Below are 12,461 nucleotides of genomic sequence, written 5' to 3'. Positions count from 1 at the left end.
ATGGGTAAAATCATCGGAATTGACTTGGGAACAACAAACTCATGCGTGGCCGTCATGGAAGCAGGTGAGCCAAAGGTAATCACAAACCCCGAGGGTGGAAGAACCACCCCGTCTGTTGTGGGTATCACGGAAAACAGTGACCGCCTGGTGGGTCAAACCGCCAAACGACAGGCCATCACCAACCCTGAAAACACCGTGTTTGGCGTAAAACGTCTGGTGGGTAGAAAATTTAATTCCAAAGAGGTTCAGGGCGACGTCAATGTGCTTCCCTATAAAATTGAAGCTGCCTCCAATGGAGACACAAGAATCAATCTCCGGGGAAAACAGCACAGCCCGGCGGAAGTGTCCTCTTTTATCCTTGCCAACATCAAAAAAACGGCTGAAGAGTATCTGGGAGAAGAAGTGACAGAAGCTGTCATCACCGTGCCCGCATACTTTAATGACAGCCAGCGTCAGGCCACCAAGGATGCCGGTAAAATTGCAGGCCTTGATGTGAAACGTATTATCAATGAACCCACCGCCGCCTCCCTTGCCTATGGCCTGGATAAAAAAGGCGAAGAAAAGATTGCGGTCTTTGACCTTGGCGGGGGTACCTTTGATGTCTCCATACTTGAAATTGGAGATGGGGTATTTGAGGTAAAGTCCACCAATGGAGATACCCATCTGGGTGGTGAAGACTTTGACCTGAGAGTCATTGATTACATTGCCGATGAATTTAAAAAAGACCAGGGCATTGATATTCGCAACGACAAAATGGCCCTTCAACGCCTGAAAGAAGCTGCAGAAAAAGCAAAAATGGAACTTTCCACAGCTGTTGAAACCGATGTGAACCTGCCTTTTATTACAGCAGATGCCAGCGGTCCCAAACATTTGGATGTGAAACTCACCCGGGCCAAACTGGAATCTCTGGTGGCAGATCTTCTGGACAACCTGGCAAAACCCTGTCGCCAGGCGTTGAAAGATGCCAAACTCAACCCCGGAGACATCAACGAGGTGGTGCTGGTGGGTGGTATGACCCGTATGCCCGCCGTTCAAAAACGAGTGGAAGAAATTTTCGGTAAAAAACCCCATAAAGGTGTAAACCCCGATGAGGTTGTTGCCATGGGTGCTGCCATCCAGGCTGGTGTTCTCCAGGGAGATGTTCATGATGTACTACTTCTGGATGTCACTCCGCTGTCCCTGGGTATTGAAACCCTGGGCGGTGTCATGACCAAACTCATTGAAAAGAACACTACCATTCCCACAAAGAAAAGCCAGGTTTTTTCCACGGCGGCCGACAATCAGCCGGCGGTTTCCATCCATGTACTCCAGGGTGAAAGAGAGATGGCAGCAGGCAACAAAACCCTGGGCCAGTTTGAGCTGTCTGAAATTCCACCGGCACCCCGGGGCGTTCCCCAGATTGAGGTAACCTTTGACATTGATGCCAATGGTATTGTACACGTTTCTGCCAAGGATAAAGCCACAGGCAAAGAGCAATCCATTCAGATTACCGCTGCCAGCGGTCTTTCCGAAGAGGAAATCGAAAAAATGGTACGGGATGCCGAGCTCCACGCCGATGAAGACAAACAAAAACGTGAGCTGGTGGATGCCAAAAACACTGCAGAATCCCTCATAGATCAGACGGAAAAAACCCTGAAAGAGCATGGCGACAAAATTGATGAGCCCACCAAAAAATCCATTGAGGAAGGTGTGGAAGCACTCAAACAGGTCAAAGACAGTGATGATGCCACTGCCATCAAGGAAAAAATTGAAGCCTTGACCCAGGCATCCCACAAGCTGGCAGAAGCCATGTACCAGCAGGCAGCCCAGGAAGGTGCGGCCCCCGGCGCAGAACAAGAAGCCGGTGCTGCCCCCCAGGACGATGATGTCATGGATGCCGATTTTGAAGAGGTAAAGGACGACAAAAAGTAATTCCTGCTTCAGCTGAATTGATTTCCACCACGGCGGATTTGTTCTAAAATAGATTTGTCCGCAATAAAAATTGGAAGTATTTTCAGCACTCTACACTTTATTTAAAAAAATCCCGCTGTGCATCTGGTGCACAGCGGGATTTTTATATATACTCTCTGGATTTAGCTGAATTGCTCACAACATCGGCCAGCCATCATCCTCTGGTGAATGGCCGGGGCTGACAGATTTTGTATTGGTGGGGCTTATTTTTTCATAACTGCCATGGGCAGACCTTATTTCCACCGGGTTCTGTACACTTGAAAAATACAAAAACCACAGCACCCGGCAACGCCCCTGTCCGCTCCCTGAATGTCCGAGTCCGAGGTTGTGATGATGTTTTTAAAATCCATAACAAGCAACAGGAATAATACCATGATCATCACCGAAATCCTGGCAAGGAACAGCCGACTTTATAAAAACGACATTGCCCTGATTGAAAGGGTGCCCCAGGAAAATATACGCCGGGAAATCACCTGGAATGATTTTTACCGGGATGCCAACCGCATGGGTAACGCCCTGGTTAAAAAAGGCATTAAAAAGGGCGATGCCATTGTACAGCTCATGACCAACAGTCTGGAATGGCTTCCCATCTATTTTGGTATTCTCAACACCGGGGCCTGGGCTGTTCCTTTAAACTTCAGATTTGAAGCAGATAAGATACGACTGTGCACAGAAGTTTCCGAGGCAAAGGTCTTTATTTTTGGTGAGGAGTTCATTGAACGCCTGGAAGGCATTCGGGTCCTATTGGAGGCCACCGTGCACACCTGGATTTTCACAGGCCCCATGGAGTTATGCCCTGATTACGCCATTCCCTATACCACCTTTATTAAATCTGCAAACCCGGACACGCCCCCCCGGGTTTCCATATCCATTGAAGATGATGCGGCCCTCTATTTTACATCCGGTACCACCGGAACCCCCAAGGCGGTTCTGCTGACCCACAGAAATCTGGAACATGCCTGTTACATTGAAAACAATCATCACAAACAAACCCGGGAGGATGTATTTCTATGCATCCCGCCCCTGTACCACACCGGGGCAAAAATGCACTGGTTCGGCAGTTTCCTGGTGGGGGGAAAAGCCATCATTTTAAAAGGGGTTCGTCCGGAATGGATACTGGAGGCCGTGTCCGAAGAAAGGGCCACCATTGTCTGGCTGCTGGTCCCCTGGGCCTATGATATCCTCACGTCCTTTGAACGAAATCTCATTGAATTTTCAGAATACCACCTGGCCCAATGGCGTCTCATGCACATTGGGGCCCAGCCGGTTCCGCCGTCCCTGATCAAAGAATGGAAAGAATACTTCCCCGGCCATTGCTATGACACCAACTATGGGCTCACAGAATCCACAGGTCCCGGTTGTGTTCACCTTGGCATGGATAATGATCACAAAGTGGGTGCCATTGGAAGGGCAGGATTTGACTGGGAAGCACGCATTGTGGACGGTTCTGGCAATCTATTGCCACCGGGGGAAAGCGGCGAACTCATTGTCAGGGGCCCCGGTGTAATGAAATGTTATTATAAAAACCCCCAGGCCACGGCAGATACCATAAAAGAGGGCTGGCTCCACACCGGTGACATTGCCCGGCGGGACAAAGATGGGTTTATTTTTCTGGTGGATCGGAAAAAAGATGTGATCATCTGCGGTGGAGAAAACATATTCCCCGTTGAAATCGAACACTTTTTCATGCAAAATAAAAAAATCCAGGACATTGGCGTCATCGGTATTCCAGATGAACGTCTGGGGGAAATTCCTGCGGGCATTATTGCCATAAAGCCGGATATGGAGTTGACAAAGCATGAAGTCAAAAACTTTGGAATGGGGCTGCCACGCTATAAACGGTTGAAAAAAATTATTTTTGCAGAGGTGCCCAGAAATGCCACGGGTAAAATTGAAAAACCCAAACTCCGACGTCTCTATGCCAAGGATGCCCGAAAAGATATCAATAAATTGATCCGGTGACGTACAGCTGTCGGGTGGCCTTTTGCGGTCAATTCTATGCTGCACTTTCATCCATACAACCGCCACGGGCGAACCTATTTCTAAAATTGGTCCGCCCCCCAACAAAGCGATGAATTCGTCAAGTGCACCATTTTTGTTTTATTCTCTTTTTATCAAACCCGAATCAAAGCGCTGGAATGAGCTATTGGACAAAATCTTTTCCCTGGGTTACTCTAAAAAGGGTACACCCAAATCAATTAATGGAGAATATCACCCATTCTCACAGAAAGAGGCAAAAACTATCCATGAAAAAAATCTCTTTTTTTTCCATCCTGCTACTTGTTTTTTTCATTGGCATGGGCCGGTTTCACCTGGAAAATGCCCGGGCTGAAATACCGGAAAGCCAAAAAATCCTGGATCGCATGGAAAAAAAATATGCGGGCAAGGATTTTTTTGCAGATTTTCATCAAATATCCACCTTGACGGCCCTGGAAATAACAGAAACCGCTTCAGGAAAAGTTTTTTTCAGCCATCCCGGTAAAATGCGATGGGAATACCTTGTACCCACACAGCAACAGATTATCTCCAATGGAAGGACCCTTTGGATTTACCGTCCCGATGAAAACCAGGCGGTCAAAGGGAGTGCCCAAACCTTTTTTAACTCAGGGGCCGGAGGGGCCTTTTTATCCAATATTTCCCTTGTGAAAAAAAGATACAATGCCCGCATTAAACCCAATCCGGTTGACACCGATTACATTACCTTGATTCTGGAGCCCAAAAAAGCGTCTCCAGATATTGAATCCATTCATATTCGAATCTTAAAAGCAAATGACCACATTGTGCAGGTCACCACCCACAATCCCTACGGTGATACAACCACATTGGATTTCTGGAATATTGTATTTAACAAAATAGATGTGTCAATATTTGAATTCATCACGCCGGATGGAGTGGATGTTATTGATATGCAGTAAAGGTGCTCCTGGCAAAAAACAGGTTCAAAAGGGGATTTTAATTTTAACGCCTTATGTGTTTAAAGCATAGGAAATTAAAAATACGCCTCTGGTTTGTGGAGCATTTCATATAATAAAACCATTGATATGGTTTTATATATTTCAAATATATAAAATCAATCAACTTTCGGGCTTCATTTCAAAGCCGGCATTTTTAAATGTACCCATGGGCTCAGTGTGCCGACGGGGTCATGTGCCGACGGGGTCAGGCTTTTGTTATTGATGTTATCGACCAAGGCCTTTGCTAACGAAAAAAGCCTCGATAATGTCAATAACGAAAGCCTGACCCCACCACGAAATGCGAACACCGAAAGTTGAGTAAAATTATGAATGCATTTTTCAGATACAACTTGAAAAATGGCTACATGGCATTGAAGATATCATCGGAGATATCGGCATTGGTGTAGAATTTCTGAATATCATCACAATCATCCATGGCTTCCATGAACCGAATCATCTGTTCTGCTTCTTTTCCTTCCAAGGCTGTCTGGGTCTGGGGAATCATGGTCACTTCAGCCATATTGTATTTAATTTCAGCGGCATCCACAGCTTCTTTCACCGCATCAAAATCTTCCGGTTCCGTGATGATCTCAAAACAATCCCCTTCATCTTTTACATCTTCAGCACCTGCTTCCAGCCCCACTTCCATGAGGGTATCTTCATCAGCATCGGATTTGTCCACGGAAATCAACCCTTTTTTATCAAACATCCAGGATACGCATCCATCGGTGCCAATGTTTCCACCTGCTTTGCTGAAAATATATCGAACATCGGCAATGGTGCGATTTCTATTATCTGTGAGGCATTCCACCAGTACGGCAACGCCCCCCGGACCATAACCTTCATAGAGGATCTCTTCATAATCCACCCCTTCCAACTCGCCGGTACCTTTTTTAATGGCCCGCTCCAGATTGTCCTTGGGCATATTTTGGGATTTGGCAGCGGCAATGGCAGTTCTAAGCCGGGGGTTTGAATCTGGATCCCCCCCCCCCATTCTGGCAGCCACAGTGATCTCTTTGATAAGCTTGGTAAAAATCTTACCGCGCTTGGCGTCTGCGGCCCCTTTTTTATGTTTAATGGTCGACCATTTACTATGTCCTGACATGACTATATCCTCCTTAACTGTTATTTTTTATTCAAACCTATAATATATATCTCTTTACTTGCTTTTCTGCAACTTTCCGGTTTAAAGATTTTATGTTGTTTAAAATGCTGCTGCACCTCTTTTTCAAAAACCTTAAAATCTCCACCCTGGAATATTTTACAGACAAAATGCCCCCCCGGGCCCAGTAACTCCAGGGCCTTTGCCAGGGCCGCTTCACACAGGGCCTGGGATCTTGCGGCATCAATGTCCTTTCGACCTGTGGTGGCAGGCGCCATGTCACTTACCACGGCATCGTACATTTTTCCATCCGGGGCAGCAATATTTTCATCCATCTCAAAAATATCCCCCACATGGGCCACGGCATTCTCAGGCAATGGAACCTCAACAGCTTTAAGATCAATGCCATGGGCTTTTCCGGTGTTACCCACTGTTCTGGCCGCATATATGAGCCAAGACCCCGGGGCACACCCCAAATCCAGCACTATGCCCCCTTTTTTCAACACTTTAAATTTCTTCTGAATTTCCATCAATTTATAAACAGAGCGAGCCGGATAATTTTCTGCTTTGGCCCTTTGGGTTAGATGATCTGCCCACTGGGAGCCTTTTTTTGCTTTATTTTTTTTTCGCACCATTGTTGCCTTTATTTTTTTTATTATGCAATACTCCACAAACAAACTATTCATACAAAATATACAAAAACTTAAAATTAACCAATATCTGTTGAAGACACCGCAAAAAACAAAATTTTTCAGTTAAAAAAGCAATTCCACCACCTGCTTTAAAGATGTCACCCCCTGAATGGCAAGTCCCGGTATATCCGGCAGCTGTTTTATATTGTTCTGGGGCAGGAGACAACGGGTAAAACCCATTTTGGCAGCCTCTTTCACCCTTGCTTCTACGTGCCCTGCCGCCCTAATTTCACCAGTGAGCCCAATTTCACCAATGACAGTGACCCCCTCGGGTACAGCCATATCCAGAAAACTGGATGCCAGGGCAACTCCAATGGCCAGATCGGCAGCCGGCTCCACAACCTTTACCCCCCCTGCCACATTCATGAAAATATCCAGCCCAGACAAATTAATACCAAGACGTTTTTCCATCACTGCGGCAATGAGTGCCACTCGGTTGGGGTCCAGCCCCAACACGGTGCGCCGGGGATTTCCCAGACCGGAGCTGGAGGCAAGTCCCTGGACTTCAATTAAAATGGGACGGGTCCCCTCCATGCTGGCCGTCACCACCGATCCCGGGGCATTCACCGATCGTTCTGCCAAAAATATTTCAGAAGGATTGGGTACCTGGGCAAGCCCTTTTTCCTTCATTTCAAACACCCCGATTTCATTGGTGGAGCCAAATCTATTTTTAACAGCCCTTAAAATTCTGAACACATGGCTGCGGTCTCCTTCAAAATAAAGCACGGTATCCACCATGTGTTCCATGATTCTGGGACCTGCAATGGCCCCTATTTTGGTCACATGTCCCACAAGAAAAAGGGGAACCCCTGCCTGCTTTGCCATGTTAAGCAAGCGTATGGAAGCCTCCCGAATCTGGGTGACACTGCCCGGTGTGGAGGCAATCTCGGGATTGTACACCGTCTGGATGGAATCCACCACCATGGCATGGGGTTTTTCCGATTCTGCCATGGAAATGATGGAGTCAAGATCGGTTTCTGCGGCCACCAGCATGGAGGTAGCTCCGGAAGAAAGGCGATTCCCCCGCATTTTAATCTGACGGATGGACTCCTCGCCAGACACATAAAGTGTTTTTTTTCCTGATTCAGCAAGCCGGGAAAGAGCCTGGAGCATCAGGGTTGATTTTCCCACACCAGGATCCCCCCCGATGAGCACAAGGGTTCCCGGTACAATGCCTCCCCCCAGAACCCGATCAAACTCCTGAATCCCGGTTTCAATGCGCGGGTCTTCATCAAATTCAATGGCTCCCATGGGGACGGCAGCCGTTCTGGTTCTGGAAAATCGTGCTCCCGGCGTGGTGTCATCCTTGGGTTTCTCTCCAGACAAGGTGTCCCACTCTCCACAGCCAGGGCATTTTCCCATCCATTGATGGGTCTCATGACCACAGGATTGACACCGAAAAATCAATCGCTCTTTTTTTTTCAAAATGTTTCCCCACAGAATACATTTCATGTATAACAATATATGAAAATAGGTAATTATTTTTCATATGGTAAAGGCAGGCCTTGATTTCCGGGTATTCATCTTATTTTCTAAAGAAATGCAACAACGAGTCATTGATTTATCAACTTTATTATGGGCAAAACCCAATCCAAGGAACTACCACAGGCGGACCGTATTCTGATCCGACTCTACCCACAACAAAGCTTGAAATACGCCCCTGACATGCGGAGCACTTCTTATGGAGGCTTTTATAAACAAATTGTGATGTTTTACCCTTCAGGCGTGGCTGTTATATCATTTTAATTTCAGACTATCAAGAAAGGCTCTCGCCCCAAAGGACTGGCTGGCTGAAAAAAACAACCATACGGGGTTGGTTATCACATGAAAATTCAATAAAATCTGATACCCTGACAGGAGAATTCACGATCATGACACATAACCCCTCACCAACCGCCAATCACGGACGATCCCTCTTTTCTATTTTCGCATTGGCTTTTATGCTCTTTTTTATCATTCCAACCTCTGCTCCGGCGGATAACATAAAAGGCCCCAAAGAACTGAATCGTTTGGAGAATCGCCTTTTAAAAGATGGTTTTTCCCGGGATTATATTGAAAAAACATTCACAACTCCAGGTGCAGCTTTTGCACTCAAGGGGGTTTCTCTATTTTTTGTCCACTCTGAATCAAGCCTTAACTATGACCAGTTTATATCAAAAAAATCCATTGCCAATGCGTTAAAATACATGACAGCCCACCAAAAAGATCTCCAGGCGGCCCAAGATCTTTATGGGGTGGATAAAACCATCATAACCGCCATTATTCTTGTGGAAACACGATTGGGGACCTACCTTGGCAATAGACGTGTTATCAACACACTTGCCACCATGGCTGCTCTGTCAGAAAAGAAAAATAAAGAGGCGCTGTGGGCGTCTTTGGCAACATCCAAACGTTTTACAAGGAAAAAATTTGATAAAAAAGTCCTTAAAAAATCCCAATGGGCCTATGCAGAACTTCAAGCTTTCTTAAAATTTGCCCAACGGGAAAAAATTGACCCCGTGGCTGTTAAAGGTTCCTATGCCGGGGCCATGGGGATCTCTCAGTTCATGCCAAGCAATGCCCTTACCCTGGGAAAGGACGGCAATGGAGATGGTAAAGTGAATCTGTTTGAACACCCGGACGCCATCCACAGCATTGCAAACTATCTGAAACGATATGGCTGGAAGCCCACGGTGAGCCGCCAAAGGGCTCACAAGATCCTTTACAAGTATAACCACAGTAATTATTATGTGGACACATTGCTTAAAATTTCAGATAAATTAAAGAAATAATCAGGGGATTGAATGGATACATTTGTAGTGATTGCCGGCATTGGTGTTATTTTCTGGGGATTAACCATGCTGGCCATGGTGGATATCATTTTAAAGGACTTTGGTTCCATTAAAACCAAAGCGTTGTGGGGAGCGGTCTCCTTGGTACCCTTTATTGGCTGGCTGATCTATGCCGTGGCAGGTGCCAAAAAAGGCATCCGAAAAAAAAATATAAAGGCTGATTCCTGACCAAAGTTTATAGATTCACGGGCATTTATTAAAAAATACAAGCAGACCTGACATCACTTTCATGCTTTGTTGTGGGCAAACCCAGGTGCAGGCGGAGGTCTGCCCATGGCAGTGAGGTAAATGCTCTGGATTTCCTCATGTGCCAATGTTTTTTAAAAAATTTTTACGGCGAATTTTAAAAAGAGAGTCGTCCTCTTTTACCAGGTAGTAATGCTTTTTATCTTTCTCATCAAAGCATTCATAAAGGGCTGTATAGCTTTCAACATCATCCACGTCACGAACGCGGTGTACATCATCGTTAAAGCGCCTGCAAACAGCTACCCAATCCTCAACCAATCCGCCTTTTGCAAAATCCAATGTATTTTTTCTGGCATCATATTCCACAAGAATTGCGTCCATGTTGTTCCTCCATTTTAAAATGGGTTGATCCCGGATAAAAACTGCGGGATGACTATTTGGACAAGCTTTAATAAAAATATTATCACACCTTGAAGCTCTGTCAACGCAAAAGCCCCTTTGATGTAAATTGGAGTCTACTCATAAGTCCAAAGTTCTCATTTCTCAGACCACATGGAATATGTTCAATTTCAAAGGAACACATTGTGAAGTGTCAAGCTGAAGAACTTAATGACTTAGAAGGACTCTATATTCTTCAATATTTAACCCGGGAGCACCACTGAAACAGCATTGATTTAAAAAACATTCCAATTTTTTATTGACAACACCACCATCTATCTATATAAAGTAGTGGTTTTGTGGCCCCATCGTCTAGCGGTTAGGACGCTGGCCTCTCACGCCGGAAGCCGGGGTTCGATTCCCCGTGGGGTCACCAAACAAAACTATGAAATTATAAGGGGTTATGCTTATCAAGAGCATAGCCCTTTTGTATTTTTAACCCACCCCAAAACGTCCTGTTTACACACTATTTACACACCTTTCAGGATACCCAAACCAAAGAAAGGGTATCTTATGACCATCACCTTACACTGTCCCAAATGCAAGTCTGGAGCGAAAATCGGAAGCAAGGAGTGCAAGAAATGTAGTTTCAAATTCACACCCAACGGTCGAAAATATCGAGTTGCTGTGAAGTTAGCCAACGGCAAAAGAAAATCCAAGGTTGTAAATTCTCTAAACCTTGCCAAAAAGCTGGAGGCAAAGTTAAAAACAGAATCTGTTGAAAATGGGATGTTCAATATCCAGAAGTCCCCAAACCTATCTGACATCTGGAGCCAGTATTTGACCTGGGCAAAAGCCAACAAAAAATCTTGGACAGAAGATCAGGGGCGCTGGACACATCATGTTAAATCACACCTCAAGGCCATGACAATGGATAAAATAACGGCAAGAGATATTGAGGCTGTCCTTGAAGCAATGAATAGCACCAATAACAGACAAAAAAAGCCCTACGCACCACAGACAGTTAAGCACGTCCTCATCCTCATGAAACGTGTTTTCAACTGGGCGATCCGCAGAGATCTTTACCATGGTCAAAACCCCTGTCTTAAAGTGAAGCCACCTAAATTTGATAATCGTATTAACAAAACACTGTCAAAAAAAGATCTGGAAAAACTTTTATCGGTTCTTGATTCCTGGGAAAACCAGAGGGGTGCCATGGTAGTAAAATTCGCATTGTATACAGGTAAGCGCCGGGGGGAAGTATTGTCACTCAAATGGAATGATATTGACTTTGAGAACCGCCTCATGACTTTTCATGGTTCGACTACCAAAAATGGTAAAAGCCAGACACTTCCCATAAATAACAAAGCTTATGAAATCCTTCTGACTGCCAGGGAATTAAACAAAAACGATGCGGTGTTTTCATCACGAAAAGGGAAGGCTTATAGCCCCAATGGTTTCCATTCCATATGGAAGCGGATTAGAGCTAAAGCCGGAGTAAATATCCGGTTCCACGATCTCAGACATACCTACGCCAGTTATCTTGCAAGTTCCGGAAAAGTTGATATTTACACCCTCAAAGAACTCCTGGGGCATTCAGATATCAACATGACCCAAAGGTATGCCCACCTCATTAATGGAGCATTACGGAAAGCGGCTTGTGTAGCCGATGAAGTTTTTTAACCGAAGCTCAAACGTAAACTGAGAATTATTAATCACATACATAGAGGTGTCCTCAAAACTGAGGATACCCCTTCTCCACGGTTCAGTAGCCTCTGACGGGGTCTGCTCAAAACTGAGCACCCCCTCCGGCTACCGCCAAAGTGATGGCAATATTCCGCATGGTCCGAACCATTTCACCTTATTAGATGTATGGCTAATCATCAAATCCATATCCTTCCAGAAACTTTGAAATCCCTGTGAACATTGCTATCCTGAGAGAGGGACCACAGGGACCTAAAGCCTTGGTAAAGTGAACTGCAGACGATGATGACCGAAGGGATATCCCAAATCAAGCATCTTTAAAGATGTCACACAAAAATCAATAGAAATTCTCATGTTTGGCAGGATTATGAATTATTCTATTGGGGGGTGTGTCTGGCTTTAAGCCTGGGCTGTAAGCTGACTTTCAGTCTTTGTTACTCTGGTGTTAAAAGATCTTAATTCATTATCCCTCCTCCACACGGAACTACGTTCCATGCTCCGATCGGGTCAGCTACGCTGAATACACATCTCTGATTATTTATGCCTGAATTAAACTTAACTTCACTGAAAGCATATCTCAGATTTAATCTTCTGATCTTACCATTTCTGACCATACTTAAATATCTGGTATCTCTTTCAGTTTCTTCTTACCTTTAAGGACTGT

The 12,461-nt window shown here is 45.3% G+C and carries 10 protein-coding genes and 1 tRNA gene; 7 read left to right on the top strand and 4 right to left on the bottom strand.

The annotated features are described in order from the left end of the window. The 3 genes from dnaK (at window position 1) to lolA (ending at window position 4,865) form a co-directional block, all read left to right on the top strand. Window positions 1–1,911 (top strand): molecular chaperone DnaK, encoded by a 1,911-nt coding sequence (dnaK, locus tag B9A32_RS05215; RefSeq protein ID WP_084067328.1) that lies wholly within the window; start codon window positions 1–3, stop codon window positions 1,909–1,911. Between the two features lie 411 nt (window positions 1,912–2,322). After that, window positions 2,323–3,912, top strand: coding sequence for an AMP-binding protein (locus B9A32_RS05210; protein WP_084067327.1), 1,590 nt, complete (start codon window positions 2,323–2,325; stop codon window positions 3,910–3,912). Between the two features lie 284 nt (window positions 3,913–4,196). After that, on the top strand, window positions 4,197–4,865 hold the full coding sequence (gene lolA / locus B9A32_RS05205) for a LolA family protein (RefSeq protein ID WP_170923711.1): 669 nt from the start codon (window positions 4,197–4,199) through the stop codon (window positions 4,863–4,865). Between the two features lie 400 nt (window positions 4,866–5,265). Here the strand turns inward: lolA and B9A32_RS05200 are convergent, their stop codons facing one another. The 3 genes from B9A32_RS05200 to radA all read right to left on the bottom strand — a co-directional run bounded on the left by B9A32_RS05200 (window position 5,266) and on the right by radA (window position 8,150). After that, entirely contained in the window at window positions 5,266–6,009 is a 744-nt protein-coding gene (locus B9A32_RS05200; RefSeq protein WP_084067325.1) for a YebC/PmpR family DNA-binding transcriptional regulator, read from the bottom strand. Between the two features lie 20 nt (window positions 6,010–6,029). Next, window positions 6,030–6,641, bottom strand: a complete 612-nt coding sequence (locus B9A32_RS05195) for an SAM-dependent methyltransferase (protein WP_084067324.1) — start codon at window positions 6,639–6,641, stop codon at window positions 6,030–6,032. Between the two features lie 120 nt (window positions 6,642–6,761). Continuing rightward, window positions 6,762–8,150 (bottom strand): DNA repair protein RadA, encoded by a 1,389-nt coding sequence (gene radA / locus B9A32_RS05190; protein WP_232367049.1) that lies wholly within the window; start codon window positions 8,148–8,150, stop codon window positions 6,762–6,764. Window positions 8,151–8,569: 419 nt separating this feature from the next. On the opposite strand from radA, the gene B9A32_RS05185 reads away from it, so the two are divergent. Together B9A32_RS05185 and B9A32_RS05180 are read left to right on the top strand one after the other, a co-directional pair. Next, window positions 8,570–9,469: a lytic murein transglycosylase gene (locus B9A32_RS05185; protein WP_232367048.1), complete on the top strand. Its 900-nt coding sequence runs from the start codon at window positions 8,570–8,572 to the stop codon at window positions 9,467–9,469. Between the two features lie 12 nt (window positions 9,470–9,481). Next, window positions 9,482–9,697, top strand: a complete 216-nt coding sequence (locus B9A32_RS05180) for a PLDc N-terminal domain-containing protein (protein ID WP_084067323.1) — start codon at window positions 9,482–9,484, stop codon at window positions 9,695–9,697. Window positions 9,698–9,832: 135 nt separating this feature from the next. Here B9A32_RS05180 and B9A32_RS05175 read toward each other — a convergent pair whose 3' ends face one another. Beyond that, entirely contained in the window at window positions 9,833–10,096 is a 264-nt protein-coding gene (locus tag B9A32_RS05175; RefSeq protein ID WP_084067322.1) for a hypothetical protein, read from the bottom strand. A gap of 358 nt (window positions 10,097–10,454) precedes the next feature. Between B9A32_RS05175 and B9A32_RS05170 the strand changes: the two genes are divergently transcribed. After that, window positions 10,455–10,529: transfer RNA gene (locus B9A32_RS05170), tRNA-Glu, on the top strand. Window positions 10,530–10,666: 137 nt separating this feature from the next. Then, on the top strand, window positions 10,667–11,776 hold the full coding sequence (locus B9A32_RS05165; protein ID WP_084067321.1) for a tyrosine-type recombinase/integrase: 1,110 nt from the start codon (window positions 10,667–10,669) through the stop codon (window positions 11,774–11,776). Window positions 11,777–12,461 lie beyond the last annotated feature (685 nt).

Origin of the sequence: Desulfocicer vacuolatum DSM 3385 (assembly GCF_900176365.1) — a bacterium.
GTDB classification, from domain to species: Bacteria; Desulfobacterota; Desulfobacteria; order Desulfobacterales; family Desulfobacteraceae; genus Desulfocicer; species Desulfocicer vacuolatum.
This window is presented reverse-complemented; position numbering and strand designations above follow the sequence as displayed.

What these genes read in the sequence shown, in the direction of transcription:
- B9A32_RS05180 (WP_084067323.1), top strand. Translation starts at nt 9,482, where the DNA reads ATGGATACATTTGTAGTGATTGCCGGCATTGGTGTTATTTTCTGGGGA.
- dnaK (WP_084067328.1), top strand. Translation starts at nt 1, where the DNA reads ATGGGTAAAATCATCGGAATTGACTTGGGAACAACAAACTCATGCGTG.
- B9A32_RS05185 (WP_232367048.1), top strand. Translation starts at nt 8,570, where the DNA reads ATGACACATAACCCCTCACCAACCGCCAATCACGGACGATCCCTCTTT.
- B9A32_RS05195 (WP_084067324.1), bottom strand. Translation starts at nt 6,641, where the DNA reads ATGGTGCGAAAAAAAAATAAAGCAAAAAAAGGCTCCCAGTGGGCAGAT.
- B9A32_RS05200 (WP_084067325.1), bottom strand. Translation starts at nt 6,009, where the DNA reads ATGTCAGGACATAGTAAATGGTCGACCATTAAACATAAAAAAGGGGCC.
- B9A32_RS05175 (WP_084067322.1), bottom strand. Translation starts at nt 10,096, where the DNA reads ATGGACGCAATTCTTGTGGAATATGATGCCAGAAAAAATACATTGGAT.
- lolA (WP_170923711.1), top strand. Translation starts at nt 4,197, where the DNA reads ATGAAAAAAATCTCTTTTTTTTCCATCCTGCTACTTGTTTTTTTCATT.
- B9A32_RS05165 (WP_084067321.1), top strand. Translation starts at nt 10,667, where the DNA reads ATGACCATCACCTTACACTGTCCCAAATGCAAGTCTGGAGCGAAAATC.
- B9A32_RS05210 (WP_084067327.1), top strand. Translation starts at nt 2,323, where the DNA reads ATGATCATCACCGAAATCCTGGCAAGGAACAGCCGACTTTATAAAAAC.
- radA (WP_232367049.1), bottom strand. Translation starts at nt 8,150, where the DNA reads ATGAAATGTATTCTGTGGGGAAACATTTTGAAAAAAAAAGAGCGATTG.